The organism is Streptomyces sp. NPDC033966, assembly GCF_055575955.1.
The window spans coordinates 414,607-433,723 of the sequence record NZ_JBVIRQ010000005.1; the positions used below are offsets into that span (position 1 = coordinate 414,607).

Here is a 19,117-nt window from a genome sequence, read left to right on the forward strand (position 1 = left end):
CCGTGGGATGGGTGCAGGACGTCCAGGAGAGGGAGGCAGTGGGCAATGCCGGATGAACAAATGGCCGGAGCTGGTTCCGCACCGGTCCCGCCGGGGGGCGCACCTTCAGGCCCACCGGTGCCGCCACGCCCCCTGGACCCCATCGACCGTTCGATCATGCGGTTGCTCCAGGCGGACGGCCGCGCGTCGATACGGTCGGTGGCGGAGCAGGTGCACGTGTCCCGGGCCAACGCCTACGCGCGGATCAACCGGCTGATCGACGACGGGGTGATCCGCGGCTTCACCGCCCGGGTCAACCACGAGCGCGCGGGGCAGGGCGCGTCGGCGTACATCACGCTGAAGATCGTCCAGAACTCCTGGCGGACGGTGCGCGAGAAGCTCCGCGAGCTCCCGGGTGCGGCGCACATCGCGCTGGTCAGCGGGGATTTCGACGTCCTGCTGCTGGTCCACACGCCGGACAACCGCACGCTGCGGGAGCTGGTCCTGACCCGCCTCCAGGCCATCCCGGAGGTGCTGTCCACGCGCACGCTGCTGGTGTTCGAGGAAACGGATCTGCTGGACCCGGGCCCGTCGTCCGGCCCCGCCCTCACGGAGGACTGAGCGGGCCGGCCGGACGGCAGGCCGGACGACCGGACAGCCGGCCACGAAGGCCGGACCGGACGACTGGGGCCGGGCGACTGGGCCGGACGGGCTACGCCGTCTTGGTGCGCAGGCCGTCCAGGGCCATGCTGACCACCGCGTCCGCCAGCTGGTCGGGGGTGGTGCCCGGGTGCGGGCGGTACCACTCGACCAGCGAGTTCACCATGCCGAACAGCAGGCGGGTGGCGAGCCGGATGTCCACGTCGGCGCGCAGGTCCCCGTCGGCGGCGGCGGCCTTGAGGAGCTCCGCGACCTGGTGGTCGAAGTCCCGGCGGCGCTCCAGGGCCCAGCGCTCGGTGCGGGTGTTGCCGCGCACCCGCAGCAGGAGGGTGACGTACGGCAGCTCCGCGACCAGGACCTCGACCGTGCGGCGCGTGACGTACTCGACGCGCTCGACCGCGCGGCCGCGTACGGCGCCCGGCTCGTCCAGGATCCCGAACAGGCCGTCCAGGGCCCGGCTGACGGCCCGGTGGAGCAGTTCCTCCTTGCCCGCGACGTGGTGGTAGATCGAGGACTTGGAGATCCCGGCGGCCTTGGAGAGGTGCTCCATCGAGGTGCCGTCGTAGCCGCGCTCGTTGAAGACCTGCACGGCGACGGACAGCAGCGTCTCCGGGGTGTAGGTGTCCCGCCTGGCCGTGGTCACTCGGTCCCCTCCTCTTCCCCGTCCTCGTCCTCGCCGGCCTGGTAGCCCAGCTTGAACAGCGCCAGCGAGGGCGCGTAGCGGCCGCCCGGACAGCGCTCGTCGAGGTGGTGCAGCAGGTCGTACGCCCAGTCGCGGCCGAGGCGGTCGTGCCATTCGGCGGGGCCGAGCGGGTAGTTCACGCCGAGCCGCATCGCGGTGTCGATGTCCTGCGCGGAGGCCACCCCGCGCGCCACGGCGTCGGCGGTGAGGTCGATCAGCATCGCGACGGTCCGGGCGACGATCATGCCGGGGACGTCGCCGATGACGGAGACCTTCTTGCCGAGCTTCTGGAAGAGGCCGACGGCCTCGGCGAGGGTGCGCTCGGTGGTGTCCTCGCTGGCGGACAGCGCGATCCTGGTCGCGTCGCGGTAGTCGAGCGCGAGGTCGAAGTAGACGACGTCGGCGAACTCGACGGAGGTCTTGCCGTCCGCGAGCACGAGCTGGCCCTCACCGGGCAGCTGGATGTACGGGCCCCCGTGCTCGGTGGCGGTGACCGCGATCCCGGCTTCCTCCATGAGGCCGGCCAGGCCGGCGGCCGGGCCGAGGTCGCCGACGACGGTGACCTTCTCCGGCGCGTCCTGGGGGGCGGCCGTGTGCGGGGCGGGGGCCTGCGCGTCCTCGGCGTACGGGAACCAGCCGTGTCCGGACTTGCGGCCGAGGCGGCCCGCCTGGACCAGCCGGCGCTGGGCGAGCGAGGGGGTGAACTTGGGGCTCCGGAAGAAGGAGTCCCAGACGGAGCGGGTGACGGCCTCGTTGACGTCCTGGCCGATCAGGTCGGTCAGCTGGAAGGGCCCCATCTTGAAGCCGCCGCTCTCGCGCAGGACGGCGTCGATGGTGGCGGGGTCGGCGCCCTGCTCCTCGTACACCGCGAAGGCCTCGGCGTAGAAGGGGCGGGCGATCCGGTTGACGATGAAGCCGGGGGTGTCGGCGCAGCGGACCGGCGTCTTCCCCCAGCCCAGGACGGTGCGGTACGCGCTCTCGGCGGCGTCCGGGTCGGTCGCGTAGCCGCTGACCACCTCGACGAGGGGGAGGAGCGGGGCCGGGTTGAAGAAGTGCAGGCCGAGGAAGCGGCCCGGGTGCGCCAGGCCGGCGGCGAGCTCGGTGACGGAGAGGGAGGAGGTGTTGGTCGCCAGCAGCGCGTCCGGCGAAACCACTCCTTCGAGGGCTGCGAACAGCCCGCGCTTGACGGCGACGTCCTCGACGATCGCCTCGATCACCAGGGCGGCGGAGGCGAGCCCGGTCAGGGTCTCGGCGGAGTCGATCCGGCTGACGGCGTCGTCGGCCTCGGCCCGGTCCAGCCGGCCCTTGGCGACGAGCCGCTCGACCCGGCCGGCCACGGTCTGGACGGCCTCGCGGGCCCGCTCGGGCACGGAGTCGTAGAGGCGTACGCGATGACCTGCGAGGAGAGCGACCTGGGCGATGCCCTGGCCCATGGTTCCGGCGCCGATGACCGCCACAGTGCGAGCCCGCTCGATTGCTGTCATGTCCTGATCCTCCCGCACGCGGTTGTCCACAGGTCCGCCGGGCCCTCTTGTACCGACCGATCGTTCGGTTACTCTAACTCCAGTCTGCTCTTCTTCACCCGCCCCAGCCCGATCCCAGCCTGACTCCAGCCTGATCCCAGTCTGCGAACCAGCCTGATCCTGCCCGGCTCAACGAGGAGTTGGTCCCTGATGGCCGCCGAGCTCACCGTCCCCCAGCTTTCCGAGAAGCACCGGACCACCCTGGACCAGGCGCTGGATGCCATCCGCAGCCGCGCCTACTGGTCCCCGCACCCCGAACACCCCAAGGCCTACGGGGAGAGCGCCCCGGCCGACGGGCTCGCCGCCTTCGAGGCCGTCCGCGGCACCCGCTTCGACCTCGGGCAGCCCGGCACCGACGGCTGGGCGGGCGGCGAGGTGTCGCCGTTCGGCCCGGAGCTGGGCGTGGAGTACCCGCACGTCGACCCGGACGTGCTGCTGCCCGCGATGAAGGCCGGCATCGCCGCCTGGCGGGACGCCGGTCCCGAGACCCGCGCCCTGGTCTCCATCGAGATCCTCGCCCGGATCTCCGCCCGCACCCACGAGTTCGCGCACGCGGTCATGCACACCAGCGGCCAGGCCTTCATGATGGCCTTCCAGGCGGGCGGCCCCCACGCGCAGGACCGCGGCCTGGAGGCGGTGGCCTACGCGTACGAGGAGCAGACCCGGGTTCCCGGGCAGGCCGCCTGGTCGAAGCCGCAGGGCAAGAAGGACCCGCTGGAGCTCGGCAAGACCTTCACGGCCGTGCCGCGCGGCATCGCGCTGATGATCGGCTGCAACACCTTCCCCACCTGGAACGGCTACCCCGGCCTGTTCGCCTCCCTCGCCACCGGCAACGCCGTCCTGGTCAAGCCGCACCCGCGCGCCGTGCTGCCGCTGGCGCTGACCGTGAAGGTGGCCCGCGAGGTCCTGGCCGAGGCGGGCTTCGACCCGAACCTCGTGGCCCTGGCCGTCGAGCGGCCGGGCGAGGGCATCGCGAAGACCCTGGCCGTCCGCCCCGAGATCAAGCTCGTCGACTACACCGGGTCGACCGAGTTCGGTGACTGGCTGGAGGCCAACGCCCGCCAGGCGCAGGTCTACACGGAGAAGGCGGGCGTCAACACGGTCGTCGTCGACTCCACCGACGACTACAAGGGCATGCTGTCCAACCTGGCGTTCTCGCTGTCCCTCTACAGCGGCCAGATGTGCACCACCCCGCAGAACCTGCTGATCCCCCGCGACGGCATCGCGACGGACGCCGGCCACAAGTCGTACGACGAGGTCGTCGCCGACCTCGCGGCCTCGGTCGGCGGCCTGCTGGGCGACGACACCCGTGCCAACGCGCTGCTGGGCGCGCTGGTCAACCCGGGCGTCAAGGCCCGGCTGGAGGCGGCGGCCGGCCTCGGCGAGGTCGCGCTGGCCTCCCGCGAGGTCGCCAACCCCGAGTTCCCCGACGCGGTCGTGCGCACCCCGGTGATCGTGAAGCTGGACGCCGGCAAGCCGGACCCGGAGGCGGCCTACCTGTCCGAGTGCTTCGGCCCGGTCTCCTTCGCGGTGGCGGTGGACTCCACGGCGGACGCCCTCGACCTGCTGCGCCGTACGGTGCGGGAGAAGGGCGCGATGACCGTGGGCGCGTACACCACGTCCGCGGACACCGAGCGGGCGATCGAGGAGGTCTGCCTGGAGGAGTCGGCGCAGCTGTCGCTGAACCTGACGGGCGGGGTCTTCGTCAACCAGACCGCGGCCTTCTCCGACTTCCACGGCTCCGGCGGCAACCCGGCCGCCAACGCCGCGCTGTGCGACGGGGCGTTCGTCGCCAACCGCTTCCGCGTGGTGGAGGTCCGCCGCCAGGCCTAGACGGGCCAGTGCACGGCACTAGGCCTTGGGGCCGCCCCAGTGGAAGAGGGCCATGGCCACGCTGGTGGCCAGGTTGTAGCTGGAGACCTGCGGCCGCATCGGCAGCGACACGAGGTGGTCCGCCCGGGCGCGCAGCTCGGGCGAGATCCCGTGCCGCTCGGAGCCGAAGGCGAGCAGGGCGTCGTCCGGGAGGACGAGGGCACGGATGTCCTCGCCCTCCGGGTCGAGGGCGTACACCGGGCCCGGCGGGAGCTCCTCCAGCTCCAGCCGGTCCACGGTGGTCGCGTAGTGCAGGCCGGCTCCGGCGCGGACCACGTTGGGGTGCCAGGGGTCGAGGTCGCCCCGGGTCACCACCCCGGTGGCCCCGAAGCCGGCGGCGAGGCGGACGACGGCGCCGACGTTGCCGAGGTTGCGGGGGTTGTCGAGCACCACGATGGGGGCGGGCCGGGGAATCCGCGCCAGCGCGGCCCGTCCCGCCTCCCGGCCGGGTCGCACGGCGAGCGCGGCGACCCCGGTGGGGTGCACGCGGGGCAGCAGCTCCTTGAGCGGAGCCCGCCGCACGAGACGGGCCACCCGCTCCTCCACGTCGGGCGCCAGCCCGGCGGCGAGCTCCCGTACGTGCTCGGGCTCGTCGGCGACGACCGCCAGCACCTGCGCCCCGAACCGCAGGGCGTGCTTCAGCGCGTGGAACCCGTCGAGCAGCACCACGTCATCCCGCCCGGCGGCCTCTTCCCACTGCACACTCCACTGCTCACCCATCCCCCGACCCTAAGCCCCGGCAGACGGCGTCCCGCCCCGGCCGGCGATCTCGGCCCCGCCGGCGTTCGAGGTGCGAGGGTCCGGGGGCGGAGCCCCCGGCAGGGGTCCGGGCGCAGCTCGGGGAACGGGGGAAGGGCGGGTGGGGGACCAGCGCCGCAGGCCCCCGGCAGCGGCAGCGACCCCGGCCCCCGCCCACACCAGCAGCCCGGTCGGCAGGAACACCGCATCGGCGGCGATCATCGCCAAGGAGAAGAACGGCAGCCCCAGCAGCACCGCGATCCCGGCGTGCTCCAGCATCATCATCGCCAGCAGCACGTTCTTGACCCGCCGGTTGAACAGCGTGAACGGGAACGCCACCTGCACCAGCACGGTCCCGTACGTCAGCAGCATCACCACCGGCCCGCTGGACGCCACCAGCTCCGACAGCCAGGGCCACGGGGTGAAGTAGTCCAGGCTCAGCGGGTAGTACAGCGCGGTCCCGTCCTGCCACCGCGAGCCCTGGATCTTGTACCAGCCGGCGGTGGCGTAGATCAGGCACACCTCGGCCGTGATCACCAGCATCCCGGCGTTGTGCAGCAGGTTCGCGAGGACGTCGAGGGTCGCCCGCCGCTCGCCCCCGGGTTCGTACCGGTCGGCCAGCCACCACAGCGCCGTCCCGGTCCACAGGGTCCCGAGGACCACGAGCCAGAGCGTGCCGAGGTGCCCGCTCACCGCCCCGTACGCGAACCCGGCGCCCAGCAGCGCCCACAGCACCGGCCCCGCGGCCCCGGCGGTCGCCGAGCCCCGCAGCCGGGCCCGGCGGGCGTCCAGCGACCACACCTGCCCGCAGCGGGTCAGTACGAGGTAGACCGCCATCAGGTGGATGACGTTGTCCCCGCCGTCCCCCATGAACACGCTGCGGTTCTGCAGCGACAGCACGCCGATCATGAAGAGGACCGACGTGGCCCGCGTCCGCCAGCCCAGCACCAGCAGCGCGCTCGCGAGCAGGGACAGCGCGTACACGGCCTCGAACCACAGCGTGGAGTCCGACCACATCAGCACCGTGAAGGCTCGGTTCGAGGCGATCAGCCGCTCGGCCAGCTGCCAGCTCCACGGCCCGTCGGGGCCGTAGAGCTCGTGCCGGTGGGGGAACTCCCGCAGCAGGAAGAACAGCCAGGTCGCGGCGAAGCCGATGCGTACGACGGCGCTCTGGCAGGGGCCCAGCGCCTGTCCGGTGACCTTCGCGACCGCCCGCGCGAGGGCGCTCCTCACACGTTCCACCACGGCAGCTCCCGGTAGTACGTCTGGGTGTCGGTCTTCTCCCCGCTCCAGGAGGGCGCGGCCACGGACCGTGTCGCCGAGCGCAGCTGGATCCGTACGATCCGGTCCCCGGCGGGGTTCCCGGCCTGCTGCCCGGCCGGCTTCCCGCCGGCCAGCCGGTCCACGGCTATCCGCTTCAGGTACTGCTCGGCCAGCTCCCCGCGCTCGCCGTCGGGCTTGTTGTCCTCGTCGTGGGAGCCGGTGAAGAAGTCCCAGGCCCTGCGGAGCTCGTTCTGCTCGGTGTGGCTCGGCAGCAGGCCGTGGCGGATCGCCGCACCGTCCTCGGCGGACAGGTCGCGCCAGTCCCGGGTGACGAGCTCCCCGCCGGCGGTGCGGACCTGGGCGCGGACCTCGACGGCGATGTTCTGCTGGAGGGGGTTGGGCGCGAACAGCTTCCAGTTCTGTTCGAACTCGGGATAGATCCAGCCGTCCACGAGCCGTGCGTTCTGCTTGCCGACGGTGTTGGCCGGCGCGACGTGCAGGAACACCAGCCCGAGGTGCAGGCAGGCGCCGACGCCCAGCGCCCCGAGGGCGAGGGCGGCGAGGATCCGGTAGGGGGCGGAAAGGCCCGCGATCCCGGGCGCGCGGGGCGGTGCGGGCGGCTCCGGAGCGGCTGACGGAAGGGCTTCTTCCGCAGGCTCGCGCTCGTTCGAATCCATCCCGCCCCGATCATCCTGCGTCCACAGGGTTGCCCACAGAGGTTGACACCCTACGGGCCGCCGTCTCACCATTGAAGAGGATGAACCGAACGATCGGTCGGTCGGGCGGACGGCACACTCTGACAGGGGACCGGGATGGTCGCAGTGACCCCGGAAACGGGCACGTCAGGCACGGTGGACGGCGCGGTGGACGGGCAGTCCGCGGACCTCGGCGCACAGCTCCGTGCGGACTTCGATGCCGCCGTGGCGGCCGACGAGCGCGTGGAGCCCCGGGACTGGATGCCCGAGGAGTACCGCGCCTCCCTGGTCCGGCAGATGGCGCAGCACGCCCACTCCGAGATCATCGGCATGCAGCCCGAGGCCAACTGGATCACCCGCGCGCCCTCCCTGCGGCGCAAGGCGATCCTCATGGCCAAGGTGCAGGACGAGGCGGGCCACGGGCTCTACCTCTACAGCGCCGCCGAGACCCTCGGCACCAGCCGCGACGAGCTGCTCGACAAGCTCCACTCGGGCAAGCAGAAGTACTCCTCGATCTTCAACTACCCCACCCTGACCTGGGCCGACGTCGGCGCCATCGGCTGGCTCGTGGACGGGGCGGCGATCACCAACCAGGTGCCGATCTGCCGCTGCTCCTACGGCCCCTACGCCCGCGCCATGGTCCGGATCTGCAAGGAGGAGTCCTTCCACCAGCGCCAGGGCTACGAGCTGCTCCTCGCCCTCTCGCAGGGCACCGAGGCACAGCACGCGATGGCGCAGGACGCGGTGGACCGCTGGTGGTGGCCCTCCCTGATGATGTTCGGCCCGCCGGACGACGAGTCGGTCCACAGCGCACAGGCGATGGCCTGGAAGATCAAGCGGCACTCCAATGACGAGCTGCGCCAGCGCTTCGTGGACATCGCCGTCCCGCAGGCCGAGTCGCTGGGCCTGACCCTGCCCGACCCGGACATCAAGTGGAACGAGGAGCGCGGCCACCACGACTTCGGCGCCATCGACTGGGCCGAGTTCTGGGACGTGCTCAAGGGCAACGGCCCCTGCAACGAACAGCGGATCAGCCAGCGGCGCGAGGCGCACGAGGAAGGCGCCTGGGTCCGCGAGGCCGCCTCCGCCTACGCCGCGAAGCACACCAGCACCGGACGAGAGGTACAGGCATGACGCAGAACTGGCCCCTGTGGGAGGTGTTCGTGCGCTCGCGCCGCGGCCTCTCGCACACGCACGCGGGAAGCCTGCACGCCCCGGACGCGGAGATGGCCCTGCGCAACGCGCGCGACCTCTACACGCGGCGCAACGAGGGCGTGTCCATCTGGGTCGTGCCCTCCACCGGGATCACCGCCTCCTCGCCGGACGAGCGGGACCCGTTCTTCGCCCCGTCCGCCGACAAGCCCTACCGGCACCCCACCTTCTACGAGATCCCCGAGGGGGTGCGCCACCTGTGAGCGCCGGCACCGACACCCGCACCGCGGCCGCCCTCGCCCTCGGCGACGACGCGCTGATCCTCTCCCACCGCCTCGGCGAGTGGGCGGGCCACGCCCCCGTCCTGGAGGAGGAGGTCGCCCTGGCCAACATCGCCCTCGACCTGCTCGGCCAGGCCCGCCTGCTGCTGTCCATGGCCGGCGACGAGGACGAGCTGGCCTTCCTGCGGGAGGAGCGCTCCTTCCGCAACCTCCAGCTGGTCGAGCAGCCCAACGGGGACTTCGCCCACACCATCGCCCGCCAGCTGTACTTCTCCTTCTACCAGCACGAGCTGTACACGGACCTCGCCGCCGGGGACGGCCCGTTCGCCCCGCTCGCGGCCAAGGCCGTGAAGGAGACCGCCTACCACCGGGACCACGCCGAGCAGTGGACGCTGCGCCTCGGCGACGGCACCGAGGAGAGCCGTTCCCGGATGCGCGCGGCGCTGGACGCCCTGTGGAAGTTCACCGGGGAGATGTTCCGGCCGGTCGAGGGCCTCGGCCTGGACCAGGCCGCCATGGAGGCCCTGGAGGGCCGCTGGCTGGCCGCGCTGGGCGACGTACTGGACCGGGCGGGGCTCACCCTGCCCGAGGGGCCGCGTACCGGCGCCTGGGCCGCCGGAGCCGGCCGCCAGGGGCTGCACACGGAGCCGTTCGGGCGGCTGCTCGCCGAGATGCAGCACCTGCACCGCAGCCACCCCGGAGCGTCGTGGTGAGCGCCGGGGCCGGGACCACCCGCCTGGAGGCGGAGCTGGCCGAGCTGGCGGGTTCCGTCCCCGACCCCGAACTGCCCGTGCTGACCCTGGCCGAGCTGGGCGTCGTGCGCGGGGTGCGGATGCACGAGGACGGCCACGCCGAGGTGATCCTGACCCCGACGTACACCGGCTGCCCGGCCATCGAGGCCATGTCCGCCGACATCGAGCGGGTCCTCACCGGCCACGGCATCCCCGAGGTGCGGGTCACCACGGTGCTGGCCCCGGCCTGGTCCACCGACGACATCAGCGCCGAAGGCCGCCGCAAACTGGCCGAGTTCGGCATCGCGCCGCCCCGCCCGCACTCCACCGGCGGCCCGGTACCGCTGACGCTGTCGGTGCGCTGCCCCAACTGCGGCTCGACGGACACCGAACTGCTCAGCCGCTTCTCCTCCACCGCGTGCAAGGCGCTGCGCCGCTGCGTCGCCTGCCGCGAACCGTTCGACCACTTCAAGGAGCTGTAGATGGCCGCACCCCGCCACGGCGCGTTCCACCCGCTGACGGTGGCGGCAGTCGACCGGCTCACCGACGACTCGGTGGCACTTACCCTCCGGGTACCCGAGGAACTGCGCGAGGACTACCGCCACGCCCCCGGCCAGCACCTGACGCTGCGCCGCGGCGCCGCCGAGGGCGCCGAGGTCCGCCGCACCTACTCGATCTGCTCCCCCGCCCCGGCCCCCGACGGGCCCGGCCCGGCCGAGCTGCGGGTGGGCGTACGCCTGGTGGAGGGCGGCGAGTTCTCCACGTTCGCGCACAAGGAGGTCGCCGCCGGCGACGTGCTGGACGTGATGGTCCCGGCCGGACGGTTCGTGCTGGATCCGGCCGCCGCCCCGCAGGCCGCGCACTACGCGGCGATCGTCGGCGGCAGCGGCATCACCCCGGTGCTGTCGATCGCCGCCTCGGTGCTGGCGGCGAGGCCCGACGCCCGGTTCTGCCTGGTGCGCAGCGACCGCACGGCCGCCTCGACGATGTTCCTGGAGGACGTGGCCGACCTCAAGGACCGCTACCCCGACCGCTTCCAGCTGGTCACCGTGCTCTCCCGCGAGGAGCAGGAGGCCGGGCTGCCGTCCGGCCGGCTCGACGAGGCCCGGCTGGTGTCCCTGCTGCCCGCGCTGCTTCCCGTCGAGGAGGTGACGGGCTGGTTCCTGTGCGGGCCCTACGGGCTGGTGACCGGCGCGGAGCGGGCCCTGGGCGCGCTGGGCGTCGTACGGACCCGGGTGCACGAGGAGATCTTCCACGTCGAGGACACCGCCCCGCAGACCCCGGCCCGCTCCGTCCCTTCGCCGGCCCACGGCCGGGTGACCGCCCGGCTCGACGGGCGCTCGGGCACCTGGCCCGTTCAGGACGGCGAGTCCCTGCTGGACACCGTGCTGCGCAACCGCGCGGACGCCCCGTACGCCTGCAAGGGCGGTGTGTGCGGCACCTGCCGGGCCTTCGTGGTCTCCGGCGAGGTACGGATGGACCGCAACTTCGCCCTGGAGGCGGAGGAGACCGACGCCGGGTTCGTGCTGGCCTGCCAGTCCCACGCCATGACGGAGGAAGTGGAGATCGACTTCGACCGGTAGGCCGGTGGGCCGATAGGCCGGTGGTCCGGTAGGTCCGTGGGACGTCCGGCGCGTCCGGGTCGTCCGACGGATCCGGCGCGTCCGACGGGTCGACGGATCCGGCGCGTCCGGGGCCTGTCCAATTGCCGGAAGCTGCTCTATCTTGACGCACCGTCAGATCAGGGCGGTCATCCGGTGCGCGCAGGAGGACAGGCAGTGGACTTCACCTTCACCGAGGAACAGCAGGCCGCCGTCGAGGCCGCCCGGGCCGTCTTCGCCGGCGTCGCCCCCGACGGCGTCCCCAGCCCCGCGCTCACGCCCGGGGCCGTCGCGGACGACTTCGACCGGCCGCTGTGGGCCAGGCTCGCCGGCTCCGACCTGCTGGGCCTCGTCCTCGCCGAGGAACACGGCGGGGCCGGCCTCGACGCCATCGCCCTGTGCCTCGTGCTGCGCGAAGCGGCGAGGGTACTGGCCCGGGTGCCCCTGCTGGAGCACTGCGCCACCGCCATGGCCGTCCAGGCCCACGGCAGCCCCGAGCTGGCCGCCGCCCTGCTGCCCGGTGCCGCGAACGGCACGCTGGTCCTCACCGCGGCGGCGCACGGCCGCACCGGCCACGACCCCGCCGAACTCGCCGTCACCGCACGCCGCGAGGGCGCGGACTGGCTCCTGGACGGGGTGCAGACCTCCGTGGCCTGGGCCCACGGCTGCGACTGGATGGCGGTCCCGGCCCACAGCGGCGAGGGCGAGGCCGTCCTCGCACTCCTGCCCCGCGTCACCCCGGGACTCGCGCTCGCCGACCAGTACTCCACCAGCGGCGAGCGGCTCGCCGAACTCACCCTCGACGCGGTACGGGCGCCCGCCACCCGCGTGATCGACGCCCCCGGCGCCTGGGACCGGCTCCACCAGCTGCTGGCCACCGGCACCTGCGCCCTCGCACTCGGCCTCGGCGAGGCCGCCCTCGCCATGACCAGCCAGTACACCGGCAAGCGGGAGCAGTTCGGCTTCCCCGTGGCGACGTTCCAGGCCGTCGCGGTGCAGGCCGCCGACCGCTACATCGACCTGCGCGCCATGGAGGCCACCCTCTGGCAGGCCGCCTGGCGGCTCGACGCCGCGACCGGCGGGGCGGGCGGCCCGCTGCCCAGCGCCGGGGACGTCGCCGTCGCCAAGATCTGGGCCTCGGAGGGGGTGCGCCGGGTCGTACAGACCGCCCAGCACCTGCACGGCGGCTTCGGCGCCGACACCGACTACCCGCTGCACCGCTACCACGCGTGGGCCAAGCAGCTGGAGCTCCAGCTCGGCCCGGCCGCAGCGCACGAGGAGGCCCTGGGCGACCTGCTGGCCGCCCACCCGCTGGCCTGAGCGGGGACTACAGCACGAAGGCCGGGTTCCCGCTGTCCGACACCATCGGGCGCCCGGCACGGTCCCACGCCTGCATCCCGCCGTCGACGTTCACGGCCTCGATGCCCTGGCGCACCAGGTACTGGGTGACCTGCGCGCTACGGCCGCCCACCCGGCACATCACGTACGCGGTACGGCCGTCCGCGACCGCCTCCGTGACCTCGCCGAAGCGCGCCACGAAGTCGCTCATCGGGACGTGCAGCGCACCCTCGACGTGCCCGGCCGCCCATTCGTCGTCCTCACGGACGTCGAGGACGAAGCCTTCGGCGGGCACCGCGCCGGCGTCCACCGAGGGAAGCGGTCCGAGGTTCATAACAGTCGCCTTCTCTCTTCACGGATCTGGTCTGCCAACCTATCCGAAGCCGCGCCCCGGCCGGGCTCAGCCGGCGGCGTACGACGCCAGCTCCGCCTCGCGCTCGGAGACCTGCGCCAGCAGCTGCTCCGCGATCTCCTCCAGCAGCCGGTCCGGGTCGTCCGGGGCCATCCGCAGCATGGCGCCGATCGCGCTGTCCTCCAGCTCCTTCGCCACCAGCGAGAGCAGCTCCTTGCGCTGGGCCAGCCACTCCAGGCGGGCGTACAGCTCCTCGCTCTCGCTCGGCCGGACCTCCTCGGGCGCCGGGCCGGCCTCCCACTCCTCGGCCAGCTCGCGCAGCAGCCGCTCCTCACCACGCCCGTAGGCGGCGTTGACCCGGGCGATGAAGGCGTCGCGGCGCGTGCGCTCGGCATCGTCCTGCGCCAGGTCGGGGTGGGCCTTGCGGACCAGCTCGCGGTACAGCCGCCGCACCTCCTCGGTGGGCCGCACCCGCTGCGGGGGCTGCACCGACCGGTCGGTGAGCATCGCGGAGGCGTCGTCGGAGATCCCGTCCGAGCCCAGCCAGTCGTGGAACAGTTCCTCCACCCCGGGCATCGGCATGACCAGCGAGCGGGCCTCCCGGGCCCGCCGCAGGTCCTCGGGATCGCCGGTGCGGGCCGCCTTCGCCTCCGCGATCAGCGCGTCCAGCTCGTCGAGCCGCGAGTACATCGGGCCGAGCTTCTGGTGGTGCAGCCGGGAGAAGTTCTCGACCTCCACCCGGAAGGTCTCCACGGCGATCTCGAACTCGATCAGCGCCTGCTCGGCGGCCCGCACGGCTCGCTCCAGCCGCGCCTCGGGCCGCTCGTCACCGGGGACGGCGGACTCTTCGGGGGCGGTGTGTTCGGTCTGCTCGCTCACCCGGCCAGCCTACGGCCCGCACCGCCCCGCACCGGCCCGCACCGGCCCGCACCGCCCCGCACCGGCCCGCACCGGCCCGCACCGGCCCGCACCGGCCTCAGACCTCTCAGACCTCTCAGACCCCGAACTCCGCCGCGATGCGTCCCGAGCGGACCGCCGCCACCAGATCCGCGTGGTCGGCCTCGCTCCGGTCGGCGTACGCCACGGCGAACGCGGCCATCGCCTCGTCCAGCTCCTCGTTCTTGCCGCAGTACCCCGCCAGCAGCCGCGGATCGGCGCTGTGCGCGTGCGCCCGGGCCAGCAGGGCTCCGGTCATCCGGCCGTAGTCGTCGATCTGGTCCACGGCCAGCGCCGCCGGGTCCACGCTGCCCTTGCGGTTGCGGAACTGCCGGACCTGGTACGGGCGCCCCTCGACGGTGGTCCAGCCGAGCAGGATGTCGGAGACCACCTGCATCCGCTTCTGCCCGGCCACCACCCGGCGCCCCTCGTGCTCCTCCTCCGGCGCGTGGAAGCCCAGCCCGGGCAGGTGCGGCAGCAGCACCGACGGCCGCGCCTCCTTCACCTGGAGCACCAGCGGCTCACCCCGGTGGTCCAGCAGCAGCACCACGTACGAGCGGGTGCCCACGCTGCCGGTGCCGACGACACGGAAGGCCACGTCGTGGATCGCGTACCGGGCCAGCAGCGGCAGCCGGTCCCCCGACAGGGTCGCCAGGTACGGGCCCAGCGAGGCGGCCACGGCCGCGGCCTCCCCGTCGCCGACCCGCCGCAGCACCGGCAGCGCGTCCACGAAGCGCCTATGAGCGGCTCCGCCGCGGGGTCGGCCGCCGTCCGCGAGGACCTCGGTCGACTTGGCGGCGAACCGCGCGGAGGTGTTGTTGCGGGCCTTCTCCGAGACCCGCTCCAGCGTGCCCAGCAGGTCCCGGGCGTCGGTGTGGGAGACCAGTTCCTCGTCCGCGATCGCGTTCCACGCGTCGAGCGCGGGCAGCTTCGCCAGCAGCCGCATGGTGCGCCGGTAGGCGCCCACCGCGTCCCGCGCCGCCGCCAGGCAGGTGTCCTCGCAGGCGCCCGCCACCCGACCGGCGAGTACCAGGGAGGTCGCCAGCCGCTTCACGTCCCACTCCCACGGACCGAAGACGGTCTCGTCGAAGTCGTTCAGGTCGATCACGAGCCGGCCGCGCGCGTCCCCGTACAGGCCGAAGTTGGCCGCGTGGGCGTCACCGCAGATCTGCGCGCCCACCCCGGTCACGGGACCGCCGGACAGGTCGTGGGCCATCAGCCCGGCCGCCCCGCGCAGGAAGGCGAAGGGGTTCGCGGCCATCCGGCCCACCCGTATCGGGGTCAGCTCGGCGACCCGCCCCACGTTGGACTCCTCCACCGCGCGCACCGCGTCCGGACGCCCGGCGGGAGCCTCGAACCGCGCGTGGGCCGCCCGTGGAACGCGCAGCCGCAGCGCCCTCCCCGCCGCCCTGGGCGAACCCGTCACGTTCCGCGGCGCGAAGCCCGCGACGCGCGGGATCCGCCCGCCGTCCCACCCCGCGGCCGAGTCCGCCGCCACGCCCGACGCTTCGGCCACCACGCCCGCCGCCGCGTACTGCTCCGGTATCGCCACCATCCGCGCTGCCCCGCCCTGTTCGCGCCACGCCGGCCACCTCGTGGCCGATCAAGTCCGGGCAGACCGTACCTACAGCCCGGCGTCCCTGGCCAGCAGGGCCGCCTGAACCCGGTTCTCGCACTCCAGCTTCGCCAGGATCCGGCTCACGTACGTCTTCACCGTCGCCTCGCTCATGTGGAGCCTGCGCCCGGCGTCCGCGTTGGACAAGCCCTCGCCCAGCAGCGCCAGCACACCGCGCTCCCGCTCGCTCAGCTCCGAGACCCGCCGACGGGCCTCCTCGCCGCGCCCCGCGGCCGGACCCGTGGCCAGCTGGTCGACCACGTGCCGGGTCGCACCGGGCGAGAGGTACGCGTCCCCGGCCGCCGCCGCGCGGACGGCGCCGATCAGCTCGCCGGGCGCCGAGTCCTTCAGCAGGAAGCCCGCGCCGCCCTGGCTCAGCGCCCGCAGCACGTTCTCCTTCTCCCCGAAGGTGGTCAGGATCAGCGCCCGCACCGCCGGCACGGCCCGGCCCAGCTCGCCCAGCGCCGTCAGCCCGTCCATCACCGGCATCTGGATGTCCAGCAGCACCACGTCCGGGGCGTGCGAGAGGGCCAGCTCGACCGCCTCCCGGCCGTTGGCCCCCTCGGCGACGACCTCGATGTCCGGTGCCGAGGTCAGGATCATCCTGATCCCCGCGCGGATCAGCGGCTCGTCGTCAGCGATCACGACTCTGATCACCTTGGCTGTCACCCGCACGCTCCTACTGCTCGACCTCGTACACCTGCTTGTCGACGAGCTTGCCGTCCTTGAAGCAGAACCGGAAAACGGTGTCGTCGGCGGACCAGTCCGAGTTCCCGTCGGAGAGCAGCGCCAGGCAGTCCGAGCCCGCCGGCCGCGGCGGGCCCTTGCGGTCCATCCCCGCCGTCAGGACGCTGTCCCCGTCCGGCAACCGCCCCCGCACCGACTCCTCGGACTCGCCCACGTGGATCGCGTCGTACTCCTCCCTGCCGATCATCGCCTTGTTCGCGGATCCGACCAGCATCACCACCGCTGCCCCCATCACGATGATCAGCAGCACCAGCGCCGCGACGGCGATCCCGCAGCCCATCGCCACGCCCCCGGTCCGGGTGCGCACCGGCACCGACAGCTCGCGGTCCAGCGCGGCCCAGTCCAGCGGCGGCGCGCCCTTCAGCGCCAGCGCCCGGGCCTGCGAGCGCTGCCCGAAGTCGTCGGCCACGTCCTCGACGAGCCCGGCCGGCTCCGTCCCGTACGGCAGCACGCCCGCCACCCGGAACCCGCCGTCCTCGGTCGACCCGGCGTGCACCATGCCGCCGACCAGCCGGGCCCGCTCCCGCAGCCCCGTCAGCCCCTGCCCGCCCGACACGACCTCGCCCGGACCCCGGTCGGTCGCCGGGCCGTTGGCGATCTCCACCACCAGCGAGTCGTCCTCGTAGCGCAGCTCCACGGTGATCGGCGACCCCGGAGCGTGCTTGTAGGCGTTGGTCAGCGCCTCCTGCACGATCCGGTACGCCGCGTGGTCGCAGGCCGCGACCAGCGGCCGCGGCTGCCCCGCCGTGCCGAGCCGTACGTCGGTCCCCGCCGCCCGCGCCGCCTCCACGATCCCGGTGATCCCGGCCACCCCCCGCGCGGCCGGCTGCGCCTCCTCGACCGGCGCGGGCGCCTCCACCCCGTCGCGCAGGATCCCGACGACCTCGCGCAGCTCGTGCATGGCCGCCACCGAAGCCTGCCGCAGCACCCCCACCGCCTCGCGCTGGCGGTCGGTGAGCGCGGGGTCCACCTCCAAGGCCCCCGTGTGCACCGAGATCAGCGCCAGCTGGTGGCCGAGGCTGTCGTGCATGTCCTGGGCGATCCGCTGCCGCTCCCGCAGCCTGGCCTGCCCGGCGACCATGGTCCGCTCGCGCAGCAGCCGGTCGTTGCGCTCCTGGAGCGCGCTGAGCAGGGTCCGGCGCTGGTGCCAGTAGCGGCTGGCCAGACCCGGCATGACGGTCGCCGCGAGGAACAGCAGGGTGGAGAAGACGACCACCAGCAGCGGCCGCATCTGCGCCCACTGGTCGGCCAGGGTGAGGCCGATCTCCGCGAGGAAGGCCAGCAGGAACGCGCCGAGGGCCCGGCCCACGCCGACGATCCGGCGGCCCGCGGACCAGCCCAGCACGACCGTCACGGGGAACACCCCGGGCAGCAGCGCGCTGGCCGCCACGCCCACCACCAGCGTGGTGGCCGGGAGCCTGCGGCGCAGCAGCGTCAGCGACACCACGGCCAGGACCCCGAGGACCGTCTTGAGTACGGAGCTGGTGCTGAGTTCGTCCACGCCGACACCGAGCAGCGCCAGCACCGCGGCGGTCGTCAGGTCCCCCGCCAGCATCCGCCGCGACCAGGGTTCCGGACCCTTCAGCCAGTCCCAGCCCGCACGCGTCCTCGCCTTGGCATCCACACGCCCGACCCTAGACACCGGCCCGTGCCGCCGGCCGTCTTCTTTCGTCGCGTCCCGCGCGACGAAAGTCGTACGCGGCCGGACATGCGAGAAGCCCCGATCCGGAATCCGGATCGGGGCTTCCCCGATGTGGGCGAGGGGGGATTTGAACCCCCACGTCCCGAAGGACACTGGCACCTGAAGCCAGCGCGTCTGCCGTTCCGCCACTCGCCCGAGCAGCGTCCCAGTGGATCTTCCCTTTCGGGCCGTTCCCCTGGCGACGTCGAAACATTAACACGTAGGACGGGCCTGATTGAAATCGCTTTCCCCGGCCCCCCTCACGACGACCGGGACGGCCCCTCCCGCTGTCCCCTCCGGGTGCGGGACACTGTCCCTGGCGCACCCCTACGATCCCTTGTGAGCACCAACACTCCTGCGCGCAGGACCGAAGGGGAACCAGCCGAATCCGCCACGCGTGGATACGATCAGTAAGCAGTACAGGGCGACAACGACGGAGGAGGTGCCCCATGGGAGTCCTGAAGCGTTTCGAGCAGCGCCTCGAAGGTCTGGTGAACGGCACCTTCGCCAAGGTGTTCAAGTCCGAGGTCCAGCCGGTGGAGATCGCCGGCGCCCTCCAGCGCGAGTGCGACAACAACGCCACGATCTGGAACCGCGAGCGGACCGTCGTACCCAACGACTTCATCGTGGAGCTCAGCGCGGGCGACTACGAGCGCCTGAGCCCCTACTCCGGTCAGCTCGGCGACGAACTCGCGGGCCTCGTACGCGATTACGCCAAGCAGCAGCGCTACAGCTTCATGGGCCCCATCAAGGTGCACCTGGAGAAGGCGGACGACCTGGACACCGGCCTCTACCGGGTCCGCAGTCGCACCCTCGCCTCCAGCACCTCCCAGGACTCCCCCCAGGGAGCCCAGGCCGCCCAGGGCCAGCAGGGCGGATACGGCTACCCGCCGGTCGGCGCCCCGCCCATGCCCGCGGGCCCGCCTCCGGGCGGACCCGGCGCGCGCCCCGGCGCCGCGCCGGCGGCTCCCGGCGCCCCGGGGGCCACGCGCCGCTGGATCGAGATCAACGGCACCCGCCACCAGATCTCGCGCCCGACGCTCGTACTCGGCCGCAGCACCGAGGCCGATGTGCGGATCGACGACCCCGGCGTGTCCCGCCGGCACTGTGAGATCCGGACCGGAACACCCCCGACGATCCAGGATCTCGGGTCCACCAACGGCATCGTGGTGGACGGGCAGCACACCACCCGCGCTACGCTCCGCGACGGCTCGCGGATCGTCGTGGGCAGCACCACCATCATTTACCGGCAAGCCGAAGGGTGAAGCGGG

Annotated in this window: 19 protein-coding genes and 1 tRNA gene; 9 read left to right on the plus strand and 11 right to left on the minus strand. The window is 73.2% G+C overall.

Features of this window, described 5'->3' with window-relative positions; all coding sequences use genetic code 11:
• Positions 1-45 precede the first annotated feature (45 nt).
• Positions 46-600, plus strand: a complete 555-nt coding sequence (locus ACZ518_RS17150) for an Lrp/AsnC family transcriptional regulator (RefSeq protein ID WP_469113844.1) — start codon at positions 46-48, stop codon at positions 598-600.
• Between the two features lie 91 nt (positions 601-691).
• Here the strand turns inward: ACZ518_RS17150 and ACZ518_RS17155 are convergent, their stop codons facing one another.
• A complete protein-coding gene (locus ACZ518_RS17155; RefSeq protein ID WP_469113845.1) occupies positions 692-1,282 on the minus strand; it encodes a TetR/AcrR family transcriptional regulator in 591 nt (196 codons plus the stop codon).
• Positions 1,279-2,805, minus strand: a complete 1,527-nt coding sequence (locus tag ACZ518_RS17160; RefSeq protein ID WP_469113846.1) for a 3-hydroxyacyl-CoA dehydrogenase — start codon at positions 2,803-2,805, stop codon at positions 1,279-1,281. The genes ACZ518_RS17155 and ACZ518_RS17160 overlap by 4 nt, the downstream gene beginning before the upstream one ends.
• Positions 2,806-2,994: 189 nt before the next feature.
• Here ACZ518_RS17160 and paaN point away from each other — a divergent pair, with 189 nt between their 5' ends.
• Positions 2,995-4,677, plus strand: coding sequence for a phenylacetic acid degradation protein PaaN (gene paaN, locus ACZ518_RS17165; RefSeq protein WP_469113847.1), 1,683 nt, complete (start codon positions 2,995-2,997; stop codon positions 4,675-4,677).
• 18 nt (positions 4,678-4,695) lie between these two features.
• Here the strand turns inward: paaN and ACZ518_RS17170 are convergent, their stop codons facing one another.
• Genes ACZ518_RS17170 through ACZ518_RS17180 form a run of 3 tightly spaced genes read right to left on the minus strand, consistent with a single transcriptional unit; the run spans position 4,696 to position 7,394 of the window.
• Positions 4,696-5,436 (minus strand): TrmH family RNA methyltransferase, encoded by a 741-nt coding sequence (locus ACZ518_RS17170; RefSeq protein WP_469113848.1) that lies wholly within the window; start codon positions 5,434-5,436, stop codon positions 4,696-4,698.
• Positions 5,437-5,445: 9 nt separating this feature from the next.
• Positions 5,446-6,699, minus strand: a complete 1,254-nt coding sequence (locus ACZ518_RS17175) for an HTTM domain-containing protein (protein ID WP_469113849.1) — start codon at positions 6,697-6,699, stop codon at positions 5,446-5,448.
• The gene (locus ACZ518_RS17180) at positions 6,684-7,394 is read right to left on the minus strand and encodes a DUF5819 family protein (RefSeq protein WP_469113850.1); all 711 of its coding nucleotides are present in this window, start codon (positions 7,392-7,394) and stop codon (positions 6,684-6,686) included. The genes ACZ518_RS17175 and ACZ518_RS17180 overlap by 16 nt, the downstream gene beginning before the upstream one ends.
• 135 nt (positions 7,395-7,529) lie before the next feature.
• Here ACZ518_RS17180 and paaA point away from each other — a divergent pair, with 135 nt between their 5' ends.
• The 6 genes from paaA (at position 7,530) to ACZ518_RS17210 (ending at position 12,497) form a co-directional block, all read left to right on the plus strand.
• The gene (paaA, locus tag ACZ518_RS17185) at positions 7,530-8,546 is read left to right on the plus strand and encodes a 1,2-phenylacetyl-CoA epoxidase subunit PaaA (RefSeq protein WP_469113851.1); all 1,017 of its coding nucleotides are present in this window, start codon (positions 7,530-7,532) and stop codon (positions 8,544-8,546) included.
• Positions 8,543-8,827 (plus strand): 1,2-phenylacetyl-CoA epoxidase subunit PaaB, encoded by a 285-nt coding sequence (gene paaB / locus ACZ518_RS17190; protein WP_053675581.1) that lies wholly within the window; start codon positions 8,543-8,545, stop codon positions 8,825-8,827. The genes paaA and paaB overlap by 4 nt, the downstream gene beginning before the upstream one ends.
• Positions 8,824-9,558 carry a 1,2-phenylacetyl-CoA epoxidase subunit PaaC gene (gene paaC, locus ACZ518_RS17195; protein ID WP_469113852.1) on the plus strand — a complete coding sequence of 245 codons (735 nt, stop codon included), beginning with the start codon at positions 8,824-8,826 and terminating at the stop codon, positions 9,556-9,558. Before paaB ends, paaC begins: the two co-directional genes overlap by 4 nt.
• Complete coding sequence (paaD, locus tag ACZ518_RS17200; protein ID WP_469113853.1) at positions 9,552-10,058, plus strand: 1,2-phenylacetyl-CoA epoxidase subunit PaaD; 507 nt, start codon at positions 9,552-9,554, stop codon at positions 10,056-10,058. The genes paaC and paaD overlap by 7 nt, the downstream gene beginning before the upstream one ends.
• A complete protein-coding gene (locus ACZ518_RS17205) occupies positions 10,059-11,159 on the plus strand; it encodes a 2Fe-2S iron-sulfur cluster-binding protein (protein WP_469113854.1) in 1,101 nt (366 codons plus the stop codon).
• Positions 11,160-11,354: 195 nt separating this feature from the next.
• Entirely contained in the window at positions 11,355-12,497 is a 1,143-nt protein-coding gene (locus tag ACZ518_RS17210) for an acyl-CoA dehydrogenase family protein (RefSeq protein ID WP_469113855.1), read from the plus strand.
• A gap of 7 nt (positions 12,498-12,504) precedes the next feature.
• Here the strand turns inward: ACZ518_RS17210 and ACZ518_RS17215 are convergent, their stop codons facing one another.
• From ACZ518_RS17215 to ACZ518_RS17240, 6 genes are all read right to left on the minus strand, one after another.
• A complete protein-coding gene (locus ACZ518_RS17215) occupies positions 12,505-12,849 on the minus strand; it encodes a rhodanese-like domain-containing protein (RefSeq protein WP_469113856.1) in 345 nt (114 codons plus the stop codon).
• A 66-nt stretch (positions 12,850-12,915) separates the two neighbouring features.
• A complete protein-coding gene (locus ACZ518_RS17220; RefSeq protein WP_469113857.1) occupies positions 12,916-13,746 on the minus strand; it encodes a J domain-containing protein in 831 nt (276 codons plus the stop codon).
• 115 nt (positions 13,747-13,861) lie between these two features.
• Complete coding sequence (locus tag ACZ518_RS17225) at positions 13,862-15,358, minus strand: DUF2252 domain-containing protein (RefSeq protein ID WP_469113858.1); 1,497 nt, start codon at positions 15,356-15,358, stop codon at positions 13,862-13,864.
• Positions 15,359-15,427: 69 nt separating this feature from the next.
• Positions 15,428-16,075 (minus strand): response regulator transcription factor, encoded by a 648-nt coding sequence (locus ACZ518_RS17230; RefSeq protein ID WP_469114013.1) that lies wholly within the window; start codon positions 16,073-16,075, stop codon positions 15,428-15,430.
• A gap of 22 nt (positions 16,076-16,097) precedes the next feature.
• A complete protein-coding gene (locus ACZ518_RS17235) occupies positions 16,098-17,789 on the minus strand; it encodes a sensor histidine kinase (protein WP_469113859.1) in 1,692 nt (563 codons plus the stop codon).
• A 130-nt stretch (positions 17,790-17,919) separates the two neighbouring features.
• A tRNA-Leu gene (locus ACZ518_RS17240) sits at positions 17,920-18,002 on the minus strand.
• 293 nt (positions 18,003-18,295) lie between these two features.
• Between ACZ518_RS17240 and ACZ518_RS17245 the strand changes: the two genes are divergently transcribed.
• On the plus strand, positions 18,296-19,111 hold the full coding sequence (locus ACZ518_RS17245) for an FhaA domain-containing protein (RefSeq protein ID WP_469113860.1): 816 nt from the start codon (positions 18,296-18,298) through the stop codon (positions 19,109-19,111).
• Positions 19,112-19,117: the final 6 nt, after the last annotated feature.